26 protein-coding genes, 1 tRNA gene, 1 other RNA gene and 3 pseudogenes are annotated in these 23,918 nt (G+C 59.8%); 22 read left to right on the top strand and 9 right to left on the bottom strand.

All coding sequences use genetic code 11. From position 1 onward, the window contains the following. Positions 1-36: 36 nt before the first annotated feature. The gene (locus tag ACOYW1_RS19350) at positions 37-456 is read right to left on the bottom strand and encodes an RsmE family RNA methyltransferase (RefSeq protein ID WP_482419341.1); all 420 of its coding nucleotides are present in this window, start codon (positions 454-456) and stop codon (positions 37-39) included. A 17-nt stretch (positions 457-473) separates the two neighbouring features. Further along, positions 474-752 (bottom strand): hypothetical protein, encoded by a 279-nt coding sequence (locus tag ACOYW1_RS19345; protein WP_482419340.1) that lies wholly within the window; start codon positions 750-752, stop codon positions 474-476. Positions 753-1,214: 462 nt separating this feature from the next. On the opposite strand from ACOYW1_RS19345, the gene ACOYW1_RS19340 reads away from it, so the two are divergent. The 10 genes and pseudogenes from ACOYW1_RS19340 to ACOYW1_RS19295 all read left to right on the top strand — a co-directional run bounded on the left by ACOYW1_RS19340 (position 1,215) and on the right by ACOYW1_RS19295 (position 6,451). Continuing rightward, positions 1,215-1,685 (top strand): TerB family tellurite resistance protein, encoded by a 471-nt coding sequence (locus ACOYW1_RS19340; protein ID WP_482419339.1) that lies wholly within the window; start codon positions 1,215-1,217, stop codon positions 1,683-1,685. Next, positions 1,634-1,972: a DnaJ domain-containing protein gene (locus ACOYW1_RS19335; protein WP_482419338.1), complete on the top strand. Its 339-nt coding sequence runs from the start codon at positions 1,634-1,636 to the stop codon at positions 1,970-1,972. Before ACOYW1_RS19340 ends, ACOYW1_RS19335 begins: the two co-directional genes overlap by 52 nt. A gap of 88 nt (positions 1,973-2,060) precedes the next feature. Beyond that, entirely contained in the window at positions 2,061-2,501 is a 441-nt protein-coding gene (locus tag ACOYW1_RS19330) for a TetR/AcrR family transcriptional regulator (protein WP_482419337.1), read from the top strand. Continuing rightward, the gene (locus tag ACOYW1_RS19325; protein ID WP_482419336.1) at positions 2,461-2,640 is read left to right on the top strand and encodes a hypothetical protein; all 180 of its coding nucleotides are present in this window, start codon (positions 2,461-2,463) and stop codon (positions 2,638-2,640) included. Before ACOYW1_RS19330 ends, ACOYW1_RS19325 begins: the two co-directional genes overlap by 41 nt. 153 nt (positions 2,641-2,793) lie before the next feature. Beyond that, the gene (locus ACOYW1_RS19320) at positions 2,794-3,258 is read left to right on the top strand and encodes a clostripain-related cysteine peptidase (RefSeq protein WP_482423770.1); all 465 of its coding nucleotides are present in this window, start codon (positions 2,794-2,796) and stop codon (positions 3,256-3,258) included. Positions 3,259-3,263: 5 nt separating this feature from the next. Next, positions 3,264-3,749, top strand: coding sequence for a clostripain-related cysteine peptidase (locus ACOYW1_RS19315; protein ID WP_482419335.1), 486 nt, complete (start codon positions 3,264-3,266; stop codon positions 3,747-3,749). Next, positions 3,746-3,946 carry a hypothetical protein gene (locus ACOYW1_RS19310; RefSeq protein WP_482419334.1) on the top strand — a complete coding sequence of 67 codons (201 nt, stop codon included), beginning with the start codon at positions 3,746-3,748 and terminating at the stop codon, positions 3,944-3,946. Before ACOYW1_RS19315 ends, ACOYW1_RS19310 begins: the two co-directional genes overlap by 4 nt. Before the next feature lie 281 nt (positions 3,947-4,227). Beyond that, the gene (locus ACOYW1_RS19305; RefSeq protein WP_482419333.1) at positions 4,228-4,425 is read left to right on the top strand and encodes a DUF3141 domain-containing protein; all 198 of its coding nucleotides are present in this window, start codon (positions 4,228-4,230) and stop codon (positions 4,423-4,425) included. Further along, a pseudogene (locus ACOYW1_RS19300) lies at positions 4,406-6,135 on the top strand (DUF3141 domain-containing protein). The gene ACOYW1_RS19305 and the pseudogene ACOYW1_RS19300 overlap by 20 nt, the downstream one beginning before the upstream one ends. Continuing rightward, positions 6,095-6,451, top strand: coding sequence for a tellurite resistance TerB family protein (locus ACOYW1_RS19295; protein ID WP_482419332.1), 357 nt, complete (start codon positions 6,095-6,097; stop codon positions 6,449-6,451). Before ACOYW1_RS19300 ends, ACOYW1_RS19295 begins: the two are co-directional and overlap by 41 nt. A gap of 73 nt (positions 6,452-6,524) precedes the next feature. Here ACOYW1_RS19295 and ACOYW1_RS19290 read toward each other — a convergent pair whose 3' ends face one another. The 6 genes and pseudogenes from ACOYW1_RS19290 to ACOYW1_RS19265 form a co-directional block, all read right to left on the bottom strand. Further along, positions 6,525-7,184, bottom strand: coding sequence for a nitroreductase family protein (locus tag ACOYW1_RS19290; protein ID WP_482419331.1), 660 nt, complete (start codon positions 7,182-7,184; stop codon positions 6,525-6,527). After that, on the bottom strand, positions 7,172-7,435 hold the full coding sequence (locus ACOYW1_RS19285; protein ID WP_482419330.1) for a 4Fe-4S binding protein: 264 nt from the start codon (positions 7,433-7,435) through the stop codon (positions 7,172-7,174). The genes ACOYW1_RS19290 and ACOYW1_RS19285 overlap by 13 nt, the downstream gene beginning before the upstream one ends. A gap of 106 nt (positions 7,436-7,541) precedes the next feature. Then, positions 7,542-8,437 (bottom strand): annotated as a pseudogene (locus ACOYW1_RS19280) (AI-2E family transporter). A gap of 205 nt (positions 8,438-8,642) precedes the next feature. Then, on the bottom strand, positions 8,643-8,852 hold the full coding sequence (locus tag ACOYW1_RS19275) for a hypothetical protein (RefSeq protein ID WP_482419329.1): 210 nt from the start codon (positions 8,850-8,852) through the stop codon (positions 8,643-8,645). Then, on the bottom strand, positions 8,810-9,244 hold the full coding sequence (locus ACOYW1_RS19270) for a hypothetical protein (RefSeq protein ID WP_482419328.1): 435 nt from the start codon (positions 9,242-9,244) through the stop codon (positions 8,810-8,812). The genes ACOYW1_RS19275 and ACOYW1_RS19270 overlap by 43 nt, the downstream gene beginning before the upstream one ends. After that, a complete protein-coding gene (locus ACOYW1_RS19265; protein WP_482419327.1) occupies positions 9,166-10,101 on the bottom strand; it encodes a tyrosine-protein kinase family protein in 936 nt (311 codons plus the stop codon). The genes ACOYW1_RS19270 and ACOYW1_RS19265 overlap by 79 nt, the downstream gene beginning before the upstream one ends. A 239-nt stretch (positions 10,102-10,340) precedes the next feature. Between ACOYW1_RS19265 and ACOYW1_RS19260 the strand changes: the two genes are divergently transcribed. Both ACOYW1_RS19260 and ACOYW1_RS19255 read left to right on the top strand, forming a co-directional pair. After that, positions 10,341-10,817 carry a PaaI family thioesterase gene (locus ACOYW1_RS19260; RefSeq protein ID WP_482419326.1) on the top strand — a complete coding sequence of 159 codons (477 nt, stop codon included), beginning with the start codon at positions 10,341-10,343 and terminating at the stop codon, positions 10,815-10,817. 213 nt (positions 10,818-11,030) lie between these two features. Further along, on the top strand, positions 11,031-12,137 hold the full coding sequence (locus tag ACOYW1_RS19255) for an HD-GYP domain-containing protein (protein WP_482417406.1): 1,107 nt from the start codon (positions 11,031-11,033) through the stop codon (positions 12,135-12,137). Positions 12,138-12,174: 37 nt separating this feature from the next. Here the strand turns inward: ACOYW1_RS19255 and ACOYW1_RS19250 are convergent, their stop codons facing one another. Continuing rightward, positions 12,175-13,908 (bottom strand): YcaO-like family protein, encoded by a 1,734-nt coding sequence (locus tag ACOYW1_RS19250; protein ID WP_482419325.1) that lies wholly within the window; start codon positions 13,906-13,908, stop codon positions 12,175-12,177. Positions 13,909-14,282: 374 nt separating this feature from the next. On the opposite strand from ACOYW1_RS19250, the gene hisB reads away from it, so the two are divergent. From hisB to ACOYW1_RS19200, 10 genes and pseudogenes are all read left to right on the top strand, one after another. Beyond that, positions 14,283-14,867, top strand: a complete 585-nt coding sequence (gene hisB / locus ACOYW1_RS19245; protein WP_482419324.1) for an imidazoleglycerol-phosphate dehydratase HisB — start codon at positions 14,283-14,285, stop codon at positions 14,865-14,867. Positions 14,868-14,947: 80 nt separating this feature from the next. Further along, the gene (locus ACOYW1_RS19240; RefSeq protein ID WP_482417403.1) at positions 14,948-15,640 is read left to right on the top strand and encodes a hypothetical protein; all 693 of its coding nucleotides are present in this window, start codon (positions 14,948-14,950) and stop codon (positions 15,638-15,640) included. A gap of 182 nt (positions 15,641-15,822) precedes the next feature. Next, a pseudogene (locus tag ACOYW1_RS19235) lies at positions 15,823-16,689 on the top strand (DNA primase); the annotation flags it as partial. A gap of 17 nt (positions 16,690-16,706) precedes the next feature. Beyond that, complete coding sequence (locus tag ACOYW1_RS19230; RefSeq protein WP_482419323.1) at positions 16,707-17,792, top strand: toprim domain-containing protein; 1,086 nt, start codon at positions 16,707-16,709, stop codon at positions 17,790-17,792. A gap of 47 nt (positions 17,793-17,839) precedes the next feature. After that, positions 17,840-19,663, top strand: a complete 1,824-nt coding sequence (rpoD, locus tag ACOYW1_RS19225) for an RNA polymerase sigma factor RpoD (RefSeq protein WP_482417401.1) — start codon at positions 17,840-17,842, stop codon at positions 19,661-19,663. Between the two features lie 119 nt (positions 19,664-19,782). Next, positions 19,783-19,859 (top strand) — tRNA-Ile (locus tag ACOYW1_RS19220). Between the two features lie 231 nt (positions 19,860-20,090). Beyond that, a complete protein-coding gene (locus tag ACOYW1_RS19215) occupies positions 20,091-21,221 on the top strand; it encodes a Nif3-like dinuclear metal center hexameric protein (protein ID WP_482419322.1) in 1,131 nt (376 codons plus the stop codon). 112 nt (positions 21,222-21,333) lie between these two features. Then, positions 21,334-22,062: a zinc ribbon domain-containing protein gene (locus ACOYW1_RS19210; protein ID WP_482419321.1), complete on the top strand. Its 729-nt coding sequence runs from the start codon at positions 21,334-21,336 to the stop codon at positions 22,060-22,062. A gap of 75 nt (positions 22,063-22,137) precedes the next feature. Continuing rightward, positions 22,138-22,521, top strand: an RNA gene (gene rnpB, locus ACOYW1_RS19205) — RNase P RNA component class A. Positions 22,522-22,599: 78 nt separating this feature from the next. Further along, positions 22,600-23,910: an HPr family phosphocarrier protein gene (locus tag ACOYW1_RS19200; RefSeq protein WP_482417398.1), complete on the top strand. Its 1,311-nt coding sequence runs from the start codon at positions 22,600-22,602 to the stop codon at positions 23,908-23,910. Positions 23,911-23,918 lie beyond the last annotated feature (8 nt).

Raw genomic sequence — 23,918 nt, 5'->3', positions numbered from 1 at the left:
GGAGTCAGAGAATTGCAAAAAAAATGGGCATCCGGTTTACAATGGATACAGCCGTGACAGAAGGGCCGGAATGGCCGATTCCACCCTCAGGATGCGCTCCCCCATGGAGACGGCCTGGAACCCTGCTTCTTTCAGTTTTTCCATTTCATAGGGGATAAACCCTCCTTCCGGTCCCACGGCCAGGGTAACCGGGCCTGTTGCCCGCACGGGGCAGGACACGGCATCGTAGGGGTGGGCAGCCAGCTTTTCCGTGCCGCGGGCCAGGGCCGGCAGCTCGTCTTCCACAAAGGGCTTGAACCGTTTTTTCAGAAGAATCTCCGGCAGCCGGGTGTCCTTTGCCTGCTCCAGGCCGAGGAGACGCTGGGCAAGGAGGTTCCCCTCGGCGAGGCGGGGGCTCTGCCAGAAACTCTTTTCAACCCGGACGGCGTTGAGCAGGACCAGGCGTTTCACCCCCATGCTGTGGAAACCACTGATCACCGGCTGAATACGTCGGGCCGCGGCAGGGCCAGGATCAGGGTGAGGGGAAGGGGGGGCGGCGGCGGCGCGTCCAGGGCAACGGCCAGTTCCATGGCGTCTTTGGTCAGGGAGAGGACCGTGCCGGTACCCAGGCTGCCGTTGAGGCGCCCCACGGTGAGGGTATCCCCCACTTCGGCCCGGTGGACCTCCCTGACATGGCGGAGGCGTCGTCCGGTGAGTCGTGCCGTGTCCGATTTGTGGGGAAAATCGTCATCAAAAAGAAGGATCAGGTTCATCCGTTTCATTCCATCGGGTCTGTGCCACCCTTGAGTGTCCAAAGGGGCGTGTCATGTTTTTTTCTATGTAGCACCGATGGTGAGAGCTTGTCGAGGTACCGTGGCCCGGCGGGAACGGTCCCGCGGCCGGAAGCGGGGCCTGCGCCGTCCGGTTTTTTCCTTCAAAGGTCCCGGAGAAGAGCCCGTGGCGGGCAGCGGGGAACGGTGTCGACGCCTTGATTTCAATGGGGTTTGTGCAAGGGCACGTGGGGTGCGGGGAGGGCCCCATGGTTGTGTGGCGACGTTTTCGGGGGCGGCAATGAGCCTTGACACCCCCTGATTGCGTGTTACTTTAGACCATTGTGCATGTTCTGTGCGGGTGCGAAATCATTCGGGGGCCTTTGGGATCCCCGTCCAAAGAAAATCAATGGCCCGCTTTGATGCGGCGCCGAGAAGACGAACAATAGAGGCATAGAGGTTATTATGACTTGTTTTCAAGCGGTGGGTGCCATCGGATTTGCCCTGGGCGGTCCGGTGGGTGCGGTTGCCGGGGCGGTGTTCGGACACGCCTTTGACAAAGACGGCAGTGAACTCAACCGGGACGAACGTCGGGAGCTTTCGGGGAACGAAGAGGCCCAGATGACTTTTTTTGTGGCGGCGTTCTCCATGCTGGCCAAGCTCTCCAAGGCCGACGGTCGCGTGAGCCGGGATGAGATCGAGTCCATCGACCAGTTTATGACCCAGGATCTCCACCTGAATCGCGAGAGCCGCAACATCGCCATCGACATCTTCAGGGAAGCCGTGAACTCCCCTGAACCCTTTGAGGGGTTTGCCCGCCAGTTTTACGCCACGTTTCGGAACCAGCCCCGCCTCCTTGAGGTGATGCTGGACGGTGAGGCGACTTGCCGTACTTCCATGCCCACGGCCAGTTCAGCCCCCAGGAAGAGGAGCTGATCCTGTCGGCGGTGCACCTTTTCAATTATCCTTCCGAAGGCTATTTAAAGCTCAAGGCCCGCTACGTGGACCAGAGTGATACCTACCATCTGGTGCTTGGGTGCGACCGGGGAGATTCCGCAATCAACTCCGCGAAAAAGCAGTACCGGAAGCTGGTCAACGAGTATCACCCGGATAAAATTGCCGCCAAGGGGCTTCCCGATGAATTTACGCACTTTGCAGAAGAGAAGTTCCGCGAGATTCAGGAGGCCTGGGAGCATGTGAAGAAAGAGCGGGGCATGGCCTGAGGCTCGGCGCACCCCCCAAAGCGCCGGATGATCGGTTTCAAGACAGCCCAGCACGGCATGTGCGGCCGGGGAAAGGAAAGAGAAAGGGATGGGCAAAGAGGAGAAACGACAACGGGTGTATGAGGCGGCTCTCCTGCTCTTTTCCCGGTACGGTTTCAAGAAGACCACCGTGGAAGACATCGGTGATGCCCTGGGCATGACCAAGGGGAATCTCTACCTTTATGCCAGGAGCAAGAAAGACCTCTACGAGTCTGCCGTGGCCTGGGCCCTTCGCAACTGGCAGCAGAACTCCAAGGAAGCGGCCGACAAGGAGGAGAGTTGTGCGGCCAGGATCTACACCTACTTCATCACCGGGTACCGCTATCTGGAATCGGACCCGGTCCTGCGTCACCTGATCCGTCATGATCAGGCCCTGTTCCCGCTGATCGAAGCGGAAGATCGCTTTCAGGAGATCAACCGGGCTTCGCGGCACATTCTCCAGGCCTATCTTGAAAGAGGGCATCGCCACAGGCGAATTCCGTCCCTTTGAGGTGGCCGGGGTCGCGGAACTGCTCTATTCCTTTTACGTGATGCTGGTGATCAAGCGCTATGTTGTGCCCGGCAATATCCCGTCGCAGCGTGACCTGAACACCGCCTTTGATCTCATCTTGAACGGTTTGCTTGCCTGATTCAAATTCCCTTCGGAGGAACCATTTTGAGCGTATACAGGACGTGGGGTGCGGTTCGTGTCGTGTGCGTGGCCCTTCTGGCCCTGCTGATGTCGGCCTGTGGCGGGAGCAGCGGTTCCGACGGTGAGGTGGGGACCTCCTGGCAGTTGCGTGATGGTTTACCTGGACGGCGATAACAACCTGGAAGCCGATGCCCTGGTTGATTTTAACGAGATGGAAGCGGCGGCTTTAAGCCCGGATACCCGCGTCATTGTTCTGTTCGATCGCAGCAGCGGCTATGTGCAGGACCAGGGGAATTGGTCGGAGACGCGGCTTTGCATCTTATACGCCCCACGGGCCAATGCCTCGTCCATTGCCTCCAAAAGGCTCACCGAACACCACCTGGGCTTGGCCTCAGCGGGACGGCGGACGGCAAAGATGAAGTTGAACATGGGAAGTGCCGAGACCCTGCGGCGGTTTGTCGCCTTTGGGAAGGCGATGTACCCTGCCGATCACACGGCTTTGGTTCTCTGGGACCACGGTAGCGGCTGGGCCCCTGCCGCATCGGACATTGCGGCCCCGGGGACCAAGTTCATCGCCGCCGACGAAACCAAGCTCCGTACGCCGCCCTTCTGCTAAAGGAGGTGGCCTCAGCCCTTGAGGGGCAGGGGATTAGCCTGCTTGGATTTGACGCCTGCCTGATGGCAGAGGTGGAGGTGGCGTGGGAGCTTCAGGACAGGGCCCGGTTCATGGTGGCGTCCGAAGGGCTGGTGCCCTCCTCCGGCTGGGATTACACCGGGCTGTTGACCCGTTTTTCCCAACTGCCCGCCTCGTCGAAAAGCCCTGCGGCCCTGGGGCGATGCATTGTGGAGACCTATATGGCAAGCGGGGTGGGGGGGATGGACGTGGGGCTTTCCGTGGTGGACCTGACGGCCCTGGCTCCCCTGGGGGCGGCGGTGGACGAGCTGGCCTCGGAGGTGATGACCCTCGGGTCCGATGCGGTCATTGAGGCGCGGTACCAGCGAGCGGCTTCCTACAACGACAACACCTGCGTGGATCTACGCCAGTTCGCCGAGGTCCTCGGGGCCTCTGTCGAGACCCGGGATGCCCGCGGGCTTCCCATGCGGTGATTTACAATGACACCACGCACCCGGAAAAGGCCTGCGGTCTTTCCGTCTATTTTCCCGTCTTTGACGGGCGCCCTAACCAATACCATCTTTATACCCCCGCCCACCTTGCCTTTGTGGAGGAGACCCGCTGGGCCGACGCCCTTGACGCCCACAGCGACTCAGGTCCATGGACGGCCTTTATTGCCTCTTTGCCCTAATAACGTCTTGATAAGAGGGATGATGTTGCTATAATACCTCTTGTTTGCCTTTGCGATGCCCCGGCAACCGTGCCCGGGCAAGGTCCCGTCTTACGTTTCGTGTCTTCGTTTTTTGCCTGTCTGTTCTGCCCGCATGATTCGGGGCGCACCGGGGCCTTTTTCTCTTTGGAACGATCCTGCCGTACCACACATCAACCATGCCTTGCCGGGCCCTGTGTGTTCTCTGGTTTCATGAGCTGTTCTTGACGTTTTGCCGACGGCAAGGTGATTCAGGAGGGGTTATGGACGCTGCAGCCGTCAATACCATGTCATCCGCCTTTGATTTTTTTGCCCATGCTTCCGAATATGCCATTGATACGTCCCAGCGGTCCATCCTGTTTTGGGATGTGCTGCGAAAACGGGGGAATAACTATCTGGAGCACCTCGATAAGGGACAGCCTCCGGTATTGATTTTTGACTATGAGATTATCTGCTATTAGCCGCACCTTTGATCGCCCGGCCAACTACGCCCTTGCCCTGATCCGCGGGAAGCGTGGCCCCGAAGGCCGCGGATTTACGGGGGGGGCGGACCGCAGGGTGAGGGGAGACGGCAAAGACGGGGACCGCTCGGAGCCCGATCGTCGTCCCATCGTCATCATCGACCCCAGGGCCGGTCACGGGCCGGGCATCGGCGGGTCCAAGGAGGCGTCGGAGATCGGTCATGCCTTGTCCAACGGCCACTCTGTCTACTTTGTCCTGTTTTTTACCGAGCCCATGGAAGGCCAGACCCTGGGGGATGTGAAAAATGCAGAAATCCGGTTTTTAGAGGAGGTGGCCAGGCGGCACCCGGACGCCCTGCGGCCGGTGGTGATCGGAAACTGCCAGGGTGGGTGGGCCACGGCCATTGTGGCCGCTGAACGGCCTGACCTTGCAGGCCCCATTGTCCTTAACGGCGCTCCGCTTTCCTACTGGTCCGGCGTGGGGGGGACCAACCCCATGCGGTACAAGGGAGGGCTTTTGGGGGGCGTCTGGATCAACGACCTGGTGAGCGATCTCGGCGGGGGGCATTTCGACGGGGCCAACCTGGTCATGAGTATGGAGGGGCTGAACCCGGGCAACACCTTTTGGTCCAAGCAGTACAACCTCTACAAAAATGTGGACACCGAAGAGCAGCGCTTCCTTGATTTCGAGAGATGGTGGTTTTTTCCTGATGACGAAGATCCACACCATTGTGGCGGATCTGTTCATCGGGAACCGGCTGGCCAATGGGCAGCTGCAGCTTGATGACGGCCCCGTTGTCAACTTGAAGCGGTTCAGCGATCCGGTGGTGGTGTTTGCATCAAGCGGGGACAACATCACGCCACCCCAGCAGGCCCTCAACTGGATACCCATGGTCTACAAGTCGGTGGACGAGATCAAGCGCCTGGGGCAGGTCATCGTCTATATCGTGCATCCCACCATCGGCCACCTGGGCATCTTTGTGGCAAGTTCCATTGCCGGAAAGGAGCAAAAGGAGATCATCGGCAGCGTGGAGATGATCAATTTTCTCGCCCCCGGCCTCTACGAAATGGAGATTGTGGAGGCGCCGTCCAAGGAGTGGCTCAACGACTACAAGGTGAAGTTTAGCGAGCGCACCATCGATGACATCCTGGCTTATGACGATGGCGTGGAGGACGAGAAGGCCTTTGAGCTGGTGGCCTCTATTTCCGAGCGAAACAGCGCCATGTACAGCACCTGGATAAGTCCTCTGGTGCGGGCCATGGTCAACCCTTTGTTTGTGGAATGGATGCTTGAGACGCACCCCATGCGCCTGCAGCGAAGCCTTATTACCGACGGTGAGGCCCGTGAAAGAGGCGGCGGAGTATGTCCGCCGGACAAGGCGGCCCGTGTCCGAGACAAACCCCTTTCTCCAGGCGGAGCGGGCTCTCTCCGATATGGTGGTGACCGCCCTGGACTGGAGCCAGTCCCTGAGCGATATGACCCAGGAGAAGGTGTTTCACCTGATGTACGACAATCCGGTCCTGGCCTGGCTCTATGGCATGGACCGAGGCCCCTCCCCCGAAGAGGCGAAGGCAACCCGGGCGTCCGAGGCCCGAGAGCGAAAAGAGGATCGCCGCAAGTGGCTCTCCAGACCCGTCGAACAGGGGGTACCCGGAAGGGGCCGTCCGTATGATCATCGCCATGGCCAGTGTCGACGGTTCCGTGGATGAAGCGGAGATGGCCATGGGGAGTCGCATTGTCAAGGCCAGCGGCCGTTGCAGTGGCTGTCTACGAGGCAGCCTCCAGGTTGCCAAGGAACAGGCCCGTATCCTGCAAACGGATTTTTCAAAGGCCCTTGAGGCGCTTCCCCTGTTACTGCCGGATAACAAGGATCGGGAGAAGGCCTTGAAGCTTGCCAACCATATCGCCCTGGCAGACCATGACATCAACGAGAAAGAGGCCAAGCTTCTTGCCCGGATGAAGAAAGAGCCCTTGGGTCGTCGGCACAGCCAATCCTCCGCCCGCTCCCGCAAGGGGGCGCGATGACATGACGGAAAAGCCGCCACGGTTCCGCAAGGGGCAGTTGGCGGCTTTTTTTGTGTTCTGTGTGGCGTCCTGCTCAGTTTTGGGAAAGGCGGACCACCCGCGGCGTCACGGGTTTGCGTACCGACGGGCGACGGTAGGGTTCGTCCGGGTGCCCAATGGCGATGACGGCGTGGACGGTTTCGTCTTTGGAAAGGCCGATGCGCTGCCTCAGCCCGGCGTCTCGGGCCAGGGCTTCCACGGCAAAGCCGATGAGGCAGGTGCCCAGGCCCATGGCGTGGGCCGCCAGCAGGATCTGGCCTGATGCGAGGAGGGCATCTTCGGTGGGGCAGGAGGCCTCCTTTGAGCAGCTGACGAGGATGGCGGCCGGGGCACCGTGGAAGAGGAGGTCCTTGTGCTGGGTTGTCCAGCAGGCGATGCCCTCTTCAATGCGGTCGTGATACTCAGTGTAATAGCGGGAGAGCTCCGGCTTGCCCAGGAGGGAAAGCAGGCCCCTGAGGGGCGCGATGCGGGCCATGCGGTTGAGTTTCTGAAAGAAGGAGAGAACGCCTCGACCGAACCCTTTCACCGAGGCGCGGTCGGGGAGCAGAGTGAATTGCCAGGCCTGGGCATTGGTGCCGGAAGGGGCGGTGGTGCCGATGCGCACCAGGTCTTCAAGGACCGTGACGGGGACGGGATCTTGAGTGAAGTGGCGGCAGGACCGGCGGGAGGCCATGAGCCAGGCTAAAGTCTCCACCTCAACGTCTCCGGGGAGAAAGCTGTCGCGCCATGGCAAAGGTTTGGAAGTCCTGCCCCATGGGCCGGTGGCCGGTGAGGGTGATGGCTCCGGTGGGGCAGACGGCCAGGCAGTGGCCGCAGGAGAGGAATGTTCCGGGAACCGTGTGTATCGTCCACCAGGGTGAGGGTGTCGTGGGGGCAGATGGCCACGCAGGCGCCGCAGCCCGTGCACAGGGATTCATCGATGGTTACATGGATGGGGCGTTTCATTGGGCTGTCTCCTTCAAAATGTTTCGCGCCACTTTTTCCGGTCCCAGGAGGATGGCGATCCACCGGGTCTCTTCCCGGGCTTCCAGGCTGATTTTAAGGGCCATGGTCAGGGGGCGCAATCATGCCCACAAGCCCACGACCCAGCCCACAACGTCAGGGAGAGAAAGACCACCAGGGCGGAGCAGCCACCGTGTCCCATGACCCGTGGTTCGATGAGGTTGCCGATGGTTACATTGGTGAGCAGGTAGAGCAGGGCCACCATCAGGGCCTTGGCACTGCTCAGCTGGACCATGGCCAGGAGAATGGCCGGCACTGCGGCGATGATGGAGCCGATGTTGGGCACAAAATTGAAGATAAAGGCGATGAGTCCCCAGATGGCGGAAAATCCACCCCGATGACCGTCAGGCCCAGGTAAATCACACCGCCTGTTGCTAAGCTGGTGGTGCTTTTGATGGCCAGGTAGTGGCGGATGCCTTCGGTGATGCGGTGAAATCCCTCGTGGGAAGCGTTGCCGTTGCCTAAGGCGGCCTGGAGTTTCACGGAGAATCCCGAGGCTTCCATCAGAATGAAGATGACCGTCAAGACGATAAAAAAGGTGTTGGTAAAGACCCCGCCGAGACGAGAGAGCAGTCCCCCCAGAAAGGCCATCATGCGGCCCGGGTTGAGGACGTTGAGCAGGGTCTCGCTGGTGATGTCGATGTGCCACCCCTGCAGGAGGGGCACCACGCTCCTCACCAGGGCTTCCATGCTTGCCGTGCAGAAGCGGCGGATGCTTCGGCGAAGCTCTTCGATGGCCCCGGTGATGATGTTGAGCAGCAGGAGAAAGAGCATGAGGACCACCAGAACGATGACAAGGACAGCCAAGCCTGTGGGGACCTTTTTTTTCTCCATCCAGAACATGGGCGGAGAGACCGCAACAGCGATAAACACGGCCAGGAAAAAGGGGACCAGAACCGGGGAGGCGGCCTGGATGCCTTTGACGACAACGACAAAACAGGCCATGGAGATGAGGATGCCGGCTCTGGCCGGTACGCCGGAAGGGGACTGCATGGGGTGTCCTTTGTGTCAGGGGTTGGGGCCATGACTTCGGGATGGGCGATGGAATGGTGCACGGAGAGGTGGCGCCGCAGTCCCGTGCGCATCGTATCCGAGGGCCATCATGGCGGCATTCATTGAAAAGGTGCCCATGTGATGAAATATGTATACATCAAGGCGGGACCACGGAAAATACAAAAAATGGCCGTGCTGGGGCGTCAGGGGTGGGGGAGGTCTCGCCCTCCGGAGGGTCCCCCAGGGCCTGGGAGACCTTGTTCAGGTCCGGCAGGGAGCCCAGGACGGGCAGGTTGACGTATCGGGCGATCTGGCGTTCGGATTTCAGGGCGGCGTCGTTCCACTCCAGGGCGGCGATGAGGGCCATGACCGCCAGCACCGAGGCGATGAGCAAAGAGGAGGGGCAGGACGCATTGGGCGCCAGAGTGCTCGCAGGGGCTTGGTTTCAATGGCTCCCATGCGCTCCGGATGGCGTTCCCGGGCGATGTGCATGCCGCTCATGGAAATGCCCTCCCGGGCTTTTCTCACCAGCCTGTGGGCATAGTAGTCCACGAGGCGTTTTCCCATCTCCGCGTCTTTGCCCAGGTAGCTGATCCGGGCGATGCCCCGGTCGTAGGAGAGGGTGATGTCGTTGCTGACGGCGGCGGTGACGTTTCGGTAGTGTTTGGGCTCCAGTTGACCTATGTCTGCCTCGGTGAGGTTGAAGTATCGGTTGACGTCGAAGTTATCCCGGAAGAAGATGGCCTGGGCGTCCACCACCTCGGCGACGTTGTTGAAGGAGGCAGAGGTAAACGGGGTCTCCAGGGGAAGGCGGACATCCTGCCAGACCTGGTGACGGTCCGGGGTGATGGCTGCGGAGAGCAGATAGAGGCCCGGCATGAGAAAGGCAAGGAGGAACCAGGCGTTGTAGCGCTTGAGGCCGTGGGTGTACCGTTTGACAAGGTAGGACATGGCAGGCTCCTTAGTGCATGATGGGGTTTTTCCACTGGTTGGCCACCATCCAACCGGTCCCCGGGCTCGTTGATGCGCATGGCCGTGGTGGTGCGCTTCAGGGTGGAGCGGGGAGTCCGGTTGGTCATGAAGACCAGCACCACGCCGTCGGCGATGCCGGAAAGCAGGATGGGGTCCCGCATGTTCTGATTTTCCGGGAAGGTTGCGGAGGTGTCCACGATGATGGTGTCGTATCGGTTTCTGGCCTCCTGGAGGAGGTGGTGGTCGTATCCTTCGACGGCGGGCATGGCCCCCCGGGCCTCTTCGGGCATGAGGGCGGCGGGAAGGATGTCGATGCCTGAACGGCTGGAAACGATGAGCTCCTCAATGGCGCTTGCCCGGTAAAAGACTTCGGGGCTTTCGATGGGCTCCACCTGGAAGGCCGTGTGAATGGCCGGGGCATACCAGTTGTAATCCACAAGGAGGGTGCGGCGCCGTTTTGCACGGGAGGCGGCGATGGCAAGCCCCGTGGCCACGGTGGTTTTCCCTTCTCCCCGGGCACCGCTGGTGACGACGACGCACAGGGGCTCTTGACGGTCGGTGGCGGTTTGAACGGCGGTGAAGATGCGTTTGGTCTCGGCGATCTTACCAAGGGTTTCAAGGTGTGGATCGTATGGACGGTTCATGAACAGGCGCTCCTTGGCATGGGCGTGGTTACGGGTGGTCGTCCCAAGGGGCGGGTGACGCGGATCAGGTGGTGATCCATGCGTATGGCGCAGGTGGAAGACCGTCGCGCAGGGGCTGTGCGCAATCGGTGTCTCGTGGCGGGTTGTTGATAATGGATTTATATTAAACCAAATGCAGACAGGTGGCAACAGGGGAGGGACGTCCCTTTTCCTTCCCGGGAGTGTCGTCAGGAGGAGTGATGGGGTACAGGTTTGACCCACCGGAGGTGTTTCGGGAGATGGACGCGCAGATTCTAACCTTCGACGCGGAAAAAGAGACCATTGAGGTGCGCTTTCCCGTGAAGCGGGGGTACCGCAACCCCATGGGGGCCATGCAGGGCGGGATGGTCGTTGCGGCCATGGACAACACCTTCGGACCCCTGACCGTGCTGCTGGGCACCACCAGCGTGACCACACAGCTGAACACCAGCTTTGTTAAGCCCGTGGGGCGGGGTGAGTCCCATGTTACCGTCGTGGCCGGCATGGCTGGTTGCGCCGCCAGATTCACATGGCCGCCGAGGTCCGTAACGCCCAGGGGGATGTCGCCGCCCTGGGCACGGCCAGTTTCCTGGTGCTGGAGACTCGCGATGCCGAATCGGCCTGACGCCCGGCAACGGGGGCCTCGGATTCACGGTTGTTGGCAGTCAGGCTTTGGGGTATACTCATTGTATTCATGAGTTTATGCGGCTCGGAATGAGATTGACGCATCAGACGCACCGGAATACGACGGCTCCGGGTTGGATCAGGAGCCGTCTGGGTCCCCATGTTGCTGAAAAGAACCCCTGCCCTTCGACCTCCGTCCTGTGTTGATACGCTTCCCTCCTTTTGGTTTCGGCTTTCGGCAACCCTTCCCCCCTTTCACCCGGTTTTGCCTTTGGGAGCGACAACCTATGACCAAGCAGAAAACAAAGAACCCGCCCGGCCTGTTGATTGTCGATGACGACGAAACCATCCGGATGATCTTGAGGCGTGTGATGGAAAAGCAGGGGTTTGTCTGTCACATGGCTTCCCATGGCGTGGAGGCGTTGGCCGTGCTTGAAAAGCATCCGGTGGAGATTGTCCTGACAGATGTGGACATGCCCGAGATGGGAGGCCTTGAGCTGGTGAAGCAGATCCGAGCCAGGCACACCGCCGATCCCATCGTCATGACCGGCCACATCGACGATTTCAGCTACGAACAGATCATCCAGACCGGGGCCGTGGATTTTATCCTGAAGCCCATGGCGCCGGGGGAGGTGGTCCTGAGGGTGCAGCGCGTGCTTCGGGAGCGCCGCCTTGTCCAGGGGCTCAAGGAGACGCATCAGGCCCTGAAGGATTCGTACCTGGATACCATCAACCGGCTGGTGACCGCAGCTGAGTACCGGGACGAAAACACCGGGAGCCACATCACCCGCATGAGTACCTACAGCGCCTTTCTCGCGGAAAAGATGAACATGGACGGGGCCTGGGTGGACCGTATCCGGTACGGTTCGGTCATGCACGATATCGGCAAGATCGGCATTCCCGATCATATCCTCATGAAACCGGACAGGCTGTCCGGCGACGAGTTCCATGTGATCCGAACCCATCCGGCCATCGGGGCGCGGATCCTGGCCAATGCCAAGTCCGACGTGCTGCGCAGCGGCCAGCAGATCGCCATTTCCCACCATGAGAAGTGGGACGGCACCGGATACCCCCAGGGGCTCTCCGGAGAGCGGATCCCGTTGGCAGGGCGCATTGTGGGCATCGCCGATGTCTTTGACGCGCTCTCCACACGGCGTCCGTACAAGGACCCGTACCCGCCGGACGTGATTTACGGTCTTATGCAGGGGGAGAGGGAGAAGCACTTTGACCCCGATCTCACCGATATTGTGCTGGACAACTTCGACGAGTTCCTGGCCATCCGTAACGGCAACTGCAACGGCAGCGCCGAGATGGTGAACTCCGGGGCCGCCTTCAGCTGGAGCCGGAGGGATGCCGGGATGGCAAAGCCGAAAGGGGACGCGGCCTCATCGTGAGGCCGCGGTGGCAGGTTTTTCGCCTATCGCCTATGGATCAGGCGGTCTCGGCCAGTGCTTCCAGGTTGGTCCGGGCAAATTCGATGGAGGGGTCCATCTTCAGGGCCATCCGGTAGTAAGTGACGGCCTTGTCCGTGTTGCCGAGTTCCCGATAGTTGGAGGCGATGTTGGCGTAGTCGATGGCGGAGTTGGGGTTGAGGCGGAGCACCTCCCGGAAGGCGTCGATGGCCTTGTTGTGATCGGCCAGCATGTAGTGGCAAAAGCCCATGAGGTTGTAGATATCTTCGCGCTCGGGGTCGATGTCGATACCGGCCTGAAGGACCTTCAGGGCCTCCCTGTAGCGGCCCGTCTCCTTGAGGCTGACCCCCATCCACGAGCAGATGGAGGGAATCTCCGGCTCGTCGGGGTGGCTTGCAAGGGCCTTTTCAAAGGCGGCGGTGGCCTCGTCAAAGGCGCTCTGGTTCAGCAGGAGCTGGCCCTTGTAGAAGTGGAGGTAGTAGCGTTCTCCCACGGCTTTTTCAATGCCGGTGATGCGGGCAAGGGCGTCGTCGGGGGCGCATGTTTCGGTGATGAGCCGTGCGGCGAACAGGGGCACGCTGGTGCCCAGGCTCCGCTCCCGGAAATGGGCGCCGGGGATGATGGTGTAAAAGGCGGGGATCCCCAGCTCCGGGTGGGTGGTCTCAATGGTGAAGATCTCCATGCCGATGGATTTCAGGGCCGCCACGTAGCGCTCGATCTCCACCTTGATGTTGGCGTCCGACAGGTCGGGCAGGCTGGCAAGGGGCACGGCGGGCTGGGCACGGGTGATGAACTCGGCCTCGGCAAGGTCCGTATACTTGGGCAGGCCGCTGGCTACGTAGTTGGCGTCGGTGTTGAAGTCCCCGGCCAGCTGGGCCACCTCGGTCATGGCCCGGCTCATGGCTTTTTCCGGGTCCGGTGCGGTGCCTGCGGTCCATACCAGCTCGCTGGACTCGGGGAAGGTGGCCGGGTCCCAGGCCAGGACCCCCACCGTGGGGATGCCGGTGTCCAGGGAGAGGTCGGAAAAGACCAGGTTGATGCCGTTTTTCCGGTATTTGACGAGCATGTCCCTGACGGCGGGGTCTGTGGCGGTGTCCGGGTCGATGGTGGGGGTGACCCGCTTGCCGTGGCTCACAAGGGAGCAGACGTGGCGCTCCACGATTTCGGAGATCCCCTGGCAGATGGCCTCTTCCTTGCAGTTGCCGGCCGAGGGGCCGTTGAATTCGTTGATGGCGAAGAACCAGTCAAAGGGGATGAGCATGTCGGTGCCCGTGGTGAGGTTGTGGGCCGGGACCCACTTCAGGGGGATATCGGAAAAGATGGCTTCGGCTGTGTCCAGAGGGGTCGTGTCGTCGTGCACCGATCGGGCAATGAGAGAAAAGGGAAGGGCCCTGTCCTTGACGTTGGCGTAGGTGTCGGTGACAAAACGGCTTTCATCTGCCTTGAAGGCGAAGAAGCTGAACCGCTCGGCAAGTTCCATGACGGCACTGGCTTCGGATTGTTCAGGGGTGGCCCCTTTGCCCATCTGTTTGGCCGTTCCCGTCAGGGCCGAGGCATCCTTACCGCAGACACTGAAAAAGACCGGAATGTCGAGCCGGCCGTTGTCGATGCGGCTCGTCTCCTTGAGAATGTCCAGTGAGAGGTTTTTCGCCTTCTCCTTGAATCTTGCTACGGTCTCTTGGGGGGAAATCACTTTGTCCTGATCGGCGGTGCAGCTTTTGATGGCATCGTTCAATACTATTCCGGCACTCATACAACACGTCCTTCCCATGGGTTCCCGGTGGCTCCGGGAATGGATGATTGCTTTGGTCTGCGGTGATCATGCAGCGCCCGGTATCAGAAGCAGGGAAACAGGGGATTTCGTGTGGTTCCCCCCGGTTATCCGGGACCGGGTTCGATGCATGAAAAAACAATCTTCGTACCATACAACATGCGGAAGTGAAAAGCCTTTTTTACGTTGACCCTCCAGCGGCAATCTGGTAATTGGGTGGGGATATTCAAAGGGCGGGAGCACCTAATTTCCGGTGTCGCCCTTTCCATTATCTGCACACGGGAAGGCGGAGCCACCACCACCTCCACTGCCTTCAGCAACGCGCCTCAACTCCGATACTTCACAGGCATCACACTATGACACGCACAGCCACCATCACGCGCAACACCAAAGAGACCCGTATTTCCATCGAACTTGATCTGGACGGCAGCGGCCGGGCAGAGGTGACAACCGGGATTCCCTATTTCGATCACATGCTCACCCTCTTTGCCGCCCACGGTTTTTTCGACCTCACCATGAAGGTCGACGGGGACCTGGAGATCGACGCCCACCACACGGTGGAGGATACGGGCCTTGCCCTGGGCATGGCCATTTCCGACGCCCTTGGCGATCGGGCAGGGATCAAGCGCTACGGGCTGGCCGTTACCCCCATGGACGAGACCCTTGCCGAGGTGGCCCTGGATCTGTCCAACCGTCCGTTTCTGGTCTATGACTTTCCGGACCACAGGGTTCGGGACGGTAACTTCGATGCCTGGCTTGCCCGGGAGTTTTTTCAGGCCTTTTCGGTGAAGGCGGGGATGAACCTGCATATCAATGTCCGCTATGGCGAGAACGATCACATCATCGAAGCTGTTTTCAAATCCCTGGGGCGTGCCCTGGATCAGGCGGTGACCATCGACCCGCGTATTCAAGGGGTGCGTTCCACCAAGGGCGTGATCTAAGGCCTCAGGCCGGGGGCGCCACCACCATCTTAAGGAAGGCTCCGGATCATCTCGGGGCCGGCCCAATCAGGGAGGTGTGTATGGGGTATCCGATGCGGGGCGTTCCTGCGGGAAGGCCGGTGTGGCTCCTTGCCATGCTGGTGGTGCTGGTGTGTGCCTGTTCCCCGGCGCACAAGTCCTCCAAGCCTTCGAAACCTGCGGTGCCCGTAACCCTCTTCTCCTGCAACGAGGTGGCGGTTCCTCCCTTTGACTGGGCGGCCCCGGAAGACACCGTGTACATCGAGAGTGAACGGGAAAAGGGGCGGGACGTGCCGTCCCTCTCCGCCTTTGCCGGGCCCGAACTGGCAAGGCGTCTGGCCGTGAGCCTCAGGGAGCGCGGCGTGGAAGCCATGGCGGTTTCCGTGGACGGTACCGACAGCCTGCGGGGGCAGGTGGCGGCCCTTGAAGCCCAGGGCTATTCCTGTGTGGCCCTTGGCCGCGTGAAACGCTATGAGGAGCGCATCGGCTCCGACTGGTCGGTGAACCGACCGGCGTCGGTGGCCTTTAAGGTGATTCTCATGGAAGCTGCTACGGGCCGGGTGCTCTGGAAGGGCTCCTTTGATGAGACCCAGCTTCCTTTGAGTGAAAACCTGCTGACCTTTAAGACCTTTGTGTCTCGCAGGGCTCGCTGGGTCACGGCAGCGGAGCTTGCCGAAACCGGGTTCAACGGGCTGGTGGACTCCATGGTCCTGTCGGGGGGACGGCCACGCCCCGAGGGCGAGCCGGAGCCATGACGATGATTTTTGTTTTTCGGAGTGTTCCCCCCTGGTTGGGGTGGAAGCCCGAAAATAGTTCTTGACAAACATGGTTTTGGCATTAACTTATGCACCTGCTTGGGCGAGCATGAAGGGCTGTTGCGCCGGTTTTTCCGGTGCCGCACTTTGGGCCGTATCGGCCATCGTTTCAGGAACCGTGGATGCGTCTTTCCCCTTGGGGGACGGGCGCTTTAGGCAGTATGTTCGGCTTTCATCCCTTACCGGGTGGAGGCTTTCATTATATAATATGGTATGACAGACGGCCTGCCGATGGTTCGGCTACCCTCGCGCAAGGGGCCATCGATGTGGTTCTTTCTCGGATTGGATACCGGACTCTCGCGGACAGGAGCTTTGTGCACTTGATTCCCGAAGAAGTGATTTCAGACATTAAGCATGCGACCGATATTGTTCAGGTTGTCTCTGAAACCGTTCAGCTCAAGAAGACGGGAAGCAACTTCGCAGGTCTTTGTCCGTTTCATTCCGAAAAAACCCCTTCCTTTACTGTCAGCCCGACAAAACAGATTTACTATTGCTTCGGATGCGGAGCCGGAGGCAGCGTTTTCAACTTTGTCATGAAGCGTGACGGGTTGACCTTTCCGGAAACCGTGCGTGCTTTGGGACGTCGATGCGGCATTGAGGTGCCGGAGCGGGCCTTGAGTGCCGAAGAAAAAGAGAAGATCGGGGTTCGGGAAAAGATTTTCCTGGCCAACCGCCTGGCGGCCGATTTTTTTTCACAGACCCTGAAAGGGGGCCAAGGTACCGGAGCTCTGGCCTATCTGCACAACCGTGGAATCACCGATGAGACCATCGAGAAGTTCGGGCTCGGGTTTGCCCCGGACTCCTGGGACGCGGTGTCGGGGTGCCTTTCCTCCCATCGGGTGCCTGTGGATATTGCGGTGGGGAGCGGGCTTCTCATCGCCAAAGAGACGGGGCGGTATTATGATCGCTTCAGGAATCGCATCGTCTTTCCGATATTTGATACAGCCATGCAGGTGTCGGGGTTTGGCGGGCGCGTTATGGATGACGCCCTGCCCAAGTACCGACTTTGGCAAACCCTGTTTACCATAAAGCCCGGTCACTTTACGGACTCCACGCCGCGCGCGAGGGGATCCGGCAGAGTGGGACGGCCTTTGTCGTTGAAGGGTATTTCGATGCCCTGGCCCTGCACCAGAACGGCATTGCCCAGGCGGCGGCCACCCTGGGCACCGCCCTCACCCGGGACCATGTGCGCCTGCTGTCGCGGTGCGGCGCCGAGCGCTTTGTCCTGGTCTTCGATTCGGACGGCGCGGGGATACGGGCTGCCCTGCGAAGCGTGCCCGTGTTTCAGAAAGAGTACATGACGGCCAAGGTGCTGGTGCTGCCCACGGGCCATGACCCCGACTCCTTTGTAAGGGAAGCCGGGGCCGATGCGTTTCTGGCCCTGGCGGACAAGGCCATGGATCTCCTGGAATTTCTCATGGACGCTGCCATCAGGCGCCATGGGCTTACTGTGGAGGGGCGCCTGAAGGTCCTCGGAGACATGAGGGAGCCGCTCCTTGCCATGGAAGACCGGGTGGCCCGGTCCCTTTATATCCGCGTGCTGGCCGACAAGGTGGGCATCGACGAAGGGGCTGTCAGTGAGAAGATCCACAATGCCCCGGCTGCCAATACCCGGCCCCAGGTGGCGGAACCGTGGCAGGACGCCCCGGTAAAATCCCTGGGCCGCCTTAAGGAAGAGAACAGCCTGGAGTTCCAGATTGTCTCCATGCTGGTACGCTATGCAGGTATCCATGCCTACTGCAGGGAAGTGGGCATTGCAGACTATTTTCAAGAGCCGGGGCTCAAGGAGATTTGCTCCCTTGCCCTGGCTTACGACGGACCCCCGGAGGCCATGACGGACTGGTTTCTGACGAACCTTCGGGAGGAGGGACAAAGGGAGCTCGTGGCGCGTCTTGCCATTGACGAGTTCCCGGTGATTCACCAGCGGTGTGTTACTCTGATTGACCAGTATGTCCGCAACAGAAACAGATTGGGCGATGACCTCTCAAAACGAATCAGGGATGCGGAAGCCAGTGGAAACCACGAGCTTTTGCTGTCGCTGTTGGAAGAGAAACGACGCTTTTCCCAGGACCTGAAGAGACGTCAGCATTAAGCCAGGAAGGTTAAACATCAATCCGGGGTTGCAGGAGGCAAAACCATATGACCAACAAGTCCGATACCTCTCCCGAAAAGAGCAAGAAGGGTCAGGAAGCCGCATTTAAGGCTCTGCTTGTAAAGGGAAAAAAAGTCGGCGTTCTTACGTATGATGAGATCAATGAGGCGCTTCCGGATGAGGTAGATTCTTCGGAGCGGCTGGATGACATCATTGTGATGCTTCAGGAGATGGACATCAAAGTGGTTGCGGAAAGCGACACGGAGCATGACGAAGCCGAAGAGAAGGAGGAAGAGCCCGCCGAACTGGACTCCGAACTCCCCATGGCCTCTGAAGAGTCCCCGAAAAAGAAGGTGGCGGTCTTTGAGTCCGAAACCGGCTCCGCTGATTACGGCACCGTGACCGACCCCGTGAAGATGTATCTCCGTGAGATGGGCATGGTGACCCTGCTCTCCCGTGAAGGGGAGATCGAGATCGCCAAGAAGATCGAGATGGGGGATCAGGAGGTGCTGAGGCACCAGCTCGATACCACCATCGCCGTGGGGTATATCCTTTCTCTTGCCGACGGCATTGCCGCAGGCAAGCTTCGTCCAAAAAACGTGCTTCGGGATGTGGATGAAGGGGACGGGGCCGTCGACGAGAAGAACCTGGTGGGCAAATTCCTGGAGACCATCTCCGAGATCCGCACCATCCACGAAGAGAATACCGGTCTGCGGTACCGCATCTTCACCGAAGACCTCTCCTCGGATGAGCAGCGCAAGATCAGGCGTTCCGTCAGCCGTCGTACCGAAAAGATCTTCAACCTCCTCAAGGAGTGGCGCCTGGAGGTCAGCGTTTCGGACATCATCGACGCCAAGATTCTTGAGAACATTGCCTGGTTCGAGGCCATGAACAAGATCCTGGGGCGCTGTGCCGACACCTTCGGCACCTCGGTGACCGAATTCAGGAGCCAGCTCGGCGATGAGGAGACCTTCATGGCCTGGGCCGTGGAGAAGAGCGCCATGGGCGAAGAGAAGCTCCGCGCCATCTACCCGGACTTTGCCTATCTCCAGATGCAGATCGAAAGCCGCGAACTCGGCATCAAGGCCAACGGCCGGATCCTTTCCCGCATTGCCTCTTCCATCGAGGAAGGCAAGGTTCGGGCCAAGGAAGCCAAAAGCGAGCTGGTCAAGGCCAACCTTCGCCTTGTGGTGAGTATCGCCAAGAAATACACCAACCGCGGGTTGCAGTTCCTCGACCTGATTCAGGAAGGGAACATCGGCCTCATGAAGGCGGTGGACAAGTTTGAGTACCGCAGGGGCTACAAGTTCAGCACCTACGCTACCTGGTGGATTCGACAGGCCATCACCCGGGCCATTGCCGACCAGGCGCGCACCATTCGTATTCCGGTGCACATGATCGAGACCATCAACAAGCTGATCCGAACCAGCCGGTACCTCGTGCAGGAGCTGGGGCGCGAGCCCTCTCCCGAGGAGATCGCCGAGAAGATGGAGATCCCCCTGGACAAGGTTCGGCGCGTTCTCAAGATCGCCCGGGAGCCCATCAGCCTCGAGACCCCCATCGGGGAAGAAGAGGATAGCCACCTTGGCGATTTCATCGAGGACAAGAAGTTTATGCTTCCCTCGGATGCGGCCGTGAACATGAACCTGGCGGAGAAGACCCGCAAGGTCCTGGCCACCCTCACACCGAGGGAGGAGAAAGTCCTGAGGATGCGTTTTGGTATCGGAGAGAAAGCCGACCACACCTTGGAAGAGGTGGGCAAGGATTTCGCCGTTACCCGTGAGCGTATCCGGCAGATCGAGGCCAAGGCCCTGAGAAAACTCCGGCACCCCACCCGGAGCAAGAAGCTCAAGAGCTTCATCGAGATTTAGGGGCGTACCCTGCCTCTGGTTCGCCCCGGGAACGGGGCGTCCCGAAAGCCCCTGCTGTCGGGCGGATAACACTTGACAAAAGGGGCTCGCCGGAGGTAAGGATACTCACCTTGATGCACGGGCCTATAGCTCAGCTTGGTAGAGCCACCGGCTCATAACCGGTCGGTCCCTGGTTCGAATCCAGGTGGGCCCACCAGCTCAACACACCGTGAAAAGGGAGATGCCCCAACAGGTGAGGCCAATAACTCACTTTTCATGAACCATGGCGGATGATGCACCATGAACGATGCAACAAAATGCCGAGACAGTTTTTAAACACCAAGGCGTGCTGGCTGATAAAGGCCACCACGCCTTTTTTGTTGAAGGGGTGCTTTCGGGCCGCCCGGCCCGGAATCCTTAAGCCCCTTAAGAGACGATTGGAGGAGAGATGAGCGCTACGGTATCTGAGATAATCTCCATGATGGAGGAACTTGCCCCATCATCCCTTGCCGAAGAATGGGATAATGTGGGGCTGCAGGTGGGGCACAGAGACCACCGGGTCACTCGGATTCACATCGCCCTCGATCCCACCCCGGAGGTGGTGGCCAAAGCCTGCACCGAAGGGGCGGAGATGCTGATCACCCACCACCCTCTCATCTTCTCCCCCCTAAAGACCCTGGACCTCGCCAGCCCCCTGGGTGACATCATCACCCGCTCCGTTTCTTCCCCCCTTGCCATCTATTCAGCCCACACCAACCTCGACAGCGCCCCCGGCGGACTCAACGACACCTTTTCCCGTATGATCGGCATGACCCCCGAAGGCCCCCTGGTGCCCTCTGCAGATTCGGAAACGGTGAAGCTCGTCTTTTTCGTGCCGGAAGAGTACCGTCATAAGGTCATGAAGGCTCTGTTTTCCGGTGGGGCCGGGGCCATCGGCAAGTACAGCTGCTGCTCTTTTTCCTCGGCCGGAAGGGGAACCTACATGCCCTCAGCCGGTGCCGAGCCCTTTGAAGGCAGCGCGGGCAAGATGAGCTGCGTGGAGGAGGTCCGTGTTGAGGCGGTGGTCAGGCGCTCGAAGCTGGATCACGTGCTGGAGGTGGTGCGGGAGGTGCACCCATACGAGACCATGGAGTACAATATCTACCCCCTGCTGAGGACGGCCGATGCCGACGAAACCGGCGCGGGCCTGGGCCGGGTGGGGGCGTTTGATTCGCCCGTAACCCTGGGAGAGCTTGCCGAACGGGTCAAAAAGGCCTTTGGGCTCCCCGCCGTGAGGGTGGTGGGGGATCCCGGCATGGCGGTCCGGCGCGGTGCCGTCTGTACGGGCAGCGGGGGCTCGCTCATGAAGGCGTTTTACCGGAGCGGGGCAGATGTCTATGTCAGTGGCGAGCTGAAGTACCATGACGCCCAGACCGCCCTTGAGAAGGGCAAGGGGCTTGTGGATGCCGGCCATTTCGGTACGGAATATTTTGCCTGTGGCCTGCTGGCCCGGGCCCTTAACGAGAAGATCCGGCAAAGGGGGCTTGACGTGGAGGTGGTGGAAAGCCGATGCGAGCAGGATCCCTTTGCCTTTGTATGACGGGGCCCAAGACGCGCCCTGTCCCATAGAAAAACAGCAACACCGTCGATCTGGCAATGAATGATACACCGGCTACGGCCGGTCCACAGACCTTGGAGGCTTGATAAATTCCATGCGTAATCTTAATGTGACCCGGGAGCAGATCCAGACCCTGATGAGACTTCAGAACATTGAGTCGGAGTCTGCACGGATTGAAAAGAAGTTGAAAGGGGTGACATCCCAGGCCTCCGTGCAGGGAGCACGCCTGAGGGAACTCGACGTCGAGCTCCAGGGAGCCCGCGAGGCCCTGGACGGCGAGCAGAAACGGTATGCTGCCATTGAAGAAGAGGTGGCCGAACTCAACACCCGTGTGGCCAAAAGCCAGGAGTACCTGCGCGTGGTAACCAACAACAAGGACTACCAGGTGCTTCGCCGTGAAGTGGATGACAACACCAAGCGGGTGGGGGAGCTCGAAGAGGTCCTTATTTCCATGCTGGACGAGCTGGAAGGGCAAAAGAAACAGATTGCCGAGCTCGCGGCTGTCCACGGGGAAGAGGCCGAAAAGGTCAAGAGCATCGAGCAGGAGATTTACAACGACACCGCCGAGGAGCGAAAGACCCTCGAATCCATGAGCGTGGAGCGTGAAGAGGTGATCAAGGCGCTTCCCCCGGCCCTGTTCGCCCACTACGAAAAGCTGCTTAAGACCACGGGAAGACTGGCTGTTGTGGCTGTCTCCAAAGGGGTGTGCTTTGGCTGCTTCATGAACATCCCTCCCCAGCAGGCCATTGAGGTTCAACAGCAGGGCGGGCTGCACCATTGCCCCCGGTGTCATCGCATTTTGGTGAGTGAACCCAACGCCTGAGGGCAGGGGTGAAAATGGTCGTTTTCCTTTCTGTCGTTTTGAGGTATAACACGGGCACACAATCGGAAGACGGTTGGAGGGGGACAGATGATCGCCGGGTTGCCTCTGGCAACCGGGAGGAAAGTCCGAACACCACAGGGCAGGGTGCTCCATAACGTGGAGTCGCGGTAACGCGAAGGCAAGTGCAACAGAGAGTAGACCGCCACGCATCCGTTTCGGGTGCGGGGTAAGGGTGAAAGGGTGCGGTAAGAGCGCACCAGTTCTCCGGGTGACCGGGGAAGCTGGGTAAACCCCACCCGGTGCAAGACCAAATAGGGAAGTGTCCGAGGGCTGCCCGTCCGAGCTTCCGGGTAGGTCGCGTGAGGTGTCGGGTAACCGGCATCCTAGATGAATGATCATCGCCCCGTTTCCGGGTAACCGGGACGGGGAACAAAATTCGGCTTACGTGCCCCTTCAACCGTCTTCGTTTTTTTTGATGGACCCGTAAAAAGCCATCCACTCCTTTTTACGACAGACCAGAGGCAGGCGACAGGCTTTATGGCAGATAAACAGTCGGCATGTTCCATTACCTTTAAAGAAAAGGTTCAGATCTATTCCCACGATTTTCTCAAGGCCTGTGTGTACATCGCCAGGTTCGACAGGGATGAGAACCCCTTCACCAAGAAGCTCTACTCCCGCATGACGGCCACCAGCCACCTGCTGGAAGACTTCCTGGACCTCCACGGGGCCAAGAACAACCGGGACTGGTTCTACTACCGGGAGCTCGCCTCCCTTGTCCGCCACATCAGCCTCAGCTGCTACGCCCAACGCCACATCGCCAACCGCATCCCCTTTTACGATCTCACAGATACCTCCGACTTCGAAGCCCAGGGGCGTATTACCCTGGATTTCCTCAATGACATTTTGAGAAAAGCCGTGCCGGTTATCATCGAAGAGGCCCGTCGCCTGGATATCCGGGTGCCGGAAGGGGGCTACGACCAGGCCAACTTCCCCGGGGTGGTCTCCGGCGAAATGCTGGAGTACAACATCGATGATGACTCGGGTCACGATCAGCGCAAGCACATCGTCAAAATTTCCAGTGAGTTCCTTAATATCGCCAAGCTCTTTGCCCCCTTTACCTTTTACGAGGAGCAGAGCCTTGAAGCGATCCGGGAGATGGTTCCGGCCAAGGTCAACGAGGTGGAGATCAGGGGCTTTGAGATGGTGGTGCACAACCTCCAGTCCTCCTTCGACTCTTATGTCATTCAAGGTGGATTCCGGTACGGCGACCGCAAGCTCAAGCAGCTGCGCGCCCACTTCTCCGTGGTGCTTCATCTCATGGAGGTCCAGGGACGCCTGCTCCATTTTTATGAGCGTCATCTCCACGAGGTGGGGACCATCCAGACCTATCGGGAGGTGAGAAAGAGCCTCGCTCAGATTGTGGATATCGACAAACTCCTGGATCGCACGGTCAACTACTGCCTCTTTTACGCCTGCCACTTTATGAGCTGCGGCAAACGCCTGGCCAAGGAAGTCCTCAACGAGAACATCGAGCGTGGGATCATCACCGTGGGTATCCCCGAGACCCGAGGCTTCCATGCCCGGCCCAGCCTGATGGTGGCCAAGATCGTTCAGAACTACGGTGGCGAGGTGGAGATGGTGGTCAATGGGGACCGGTTCGACGCCAGCAGCGTTCTGGATATCCAGTGGGCCGGCGGCAAGATCCAGAAAGAGGAGATTTCCCAGGTGATCTTCGAAGGAGACACCCGGGCCCTCAAGGACATCGAAATCCTCGCCGCGGTTAACTATGCCGAAGATTCCATGGGCAAGGGGCTGCCCCTTCCCAAAGAGTTGAAATACCTGAAATAGCCGCAGCC

Source organism: Desulfoluna sp. CYM3A, assembly GCF_056829965.1.
This window is presented reverse-complemented; position numbering and strand designations above follow the sequence as displayed.

Bases quoted from the DNA above. Each gene is read 5' to 3' on its own strand.
- ACOYW1_RS19350 (WP_482419341.1), bottom strand. From the start codon at position 456: ATGGGGGTGAAACGCCTGGTCCTGCTCAACGCCGTCCGGGTTGAAAAG.
- ACOYW1_RS19345 (WP_482419340.1), bottom strand. From the start codon at position 752: ATGAACCTGATCCTTCTTTTTGATGACGATTTTCCCCACAAATCGGAC.
- ACOYW1_RS19340 (WP_482419339.1), top strand. From the start codon at position 1,215: ATGACTTGTTTTCAAGCGGTGGGTGCCATCGGATTTGCCCTGGGCGGT.
- ACOYW1_RS19330 (WP_482419337.1), top strand. From the start codon at position 2,061: ATGGGCAAAGAGGAGAAACGACAACGGGTGTATGAGGCGGCTCTCCTG.
- ACOYW1_RS19320 (WP_482423770.1), top strand. From the start codon at position 2,794: ATGGTTTACCTGGACGGCGATAACAACCTGGAAGCCGATGCCCTGGTT.
- ACOYW1_RS19305 (WP_482419333.1), top strand. From the start codon at position 4,228: ATGGACGCTGCAGCCGTCAATACCATGTCATCCGCCTTTGATTTTTTT.
- ACOYW1_RS19295 (WP_482419332.1), top strand. From the start codon at position 6,095: ATGATCATCGCCATGGCCAGTGTCGACGGTTCCGTGGATGAAGCGGAG.
- ACOYW1_RS19285 (WP_482419330.1), bottom strand. From the start codon at position 7,435: ATGAAACGCCCCATCCATGTAACCATCGATGAATCCCTGTGCACGGGC.
- ACOYW1_RS19275 (WP_482419329.1), bottom strand. From the start codon at position 8,852: ATGGCCCTCATCGCCGCCCTGGAGTGGAACGACGCCGCCCTGAAATCC.
- ACOYW1_RS19265 (WP_482419327.1), bottom strand. From the start codon at position 10,101: ATGAACCGTCCATACGATCCACACCTTGAAACCCTTGGTAAGATCGCC.
- ACOYW1_RS19260 (WP_482419326.1), top strand. From the start codon at position 10,341: ATGGGGTACAGGTTTGACCCACCGGAGGTGTTTCGGGAGATGGACGCG.
- ACOYW1_RS19255 (WP_482417406.1), top strand. From the start codon at position 11,031: ATGACCAAGCAGAAAACAAAGAACCCGCCCGGCCTGTTGATTGTCGAT.
- ACOYW1_RS19250 (WP_482419325.1), bottom strand. From the start codon at position 13,908: ATGAGTGCCGGAATAGTATTGAACGATGCCATCAAAAGCTGCACCGCC.
- hisB (WP_482419324.1), top strand. From the start codon at position 14,283: ATGACACGCACAGCCACCATCACGCGCAACACCAAAGAGACCCGTATT.
- ACOYW1_RS19240 (WP_482417403.1), top strand. From the start codon at position 14,948: ATGGGGTATCCGATGCGGGGCGTTCCTGCGGGAAGGCCGGTGTGGCTC.
- rpoD (WP_482417401.1), top strand. From the start codon at position 17,840: ATGACCAACAAGTCCGATACCTCTCCCGAAAAGAGCAAGAAGGGTCAG.
- ACOYW1_RS19215 (WP_482419322.1), top strand. From the start codon at position 20,091: ATGAGCGCTACGGTATCTGAGATAATCTCCATGATGGAGGAACTTGCC.
- ACOYW1_RS19210 (WP_482419321.1), top strand. From the start codon at position 21,334: ATGCGTAATCTTAATGTGACCCGGGAGCAGATCCAGACCCTGATGAGA.
- ACOYW1_RS19200 (WP_482417398.1), top strand. From the start codon at position 22,600: ATGGCAGATAAACAGTCGGCATGTTCCATTACCTTTAAAGAAAAGGTT.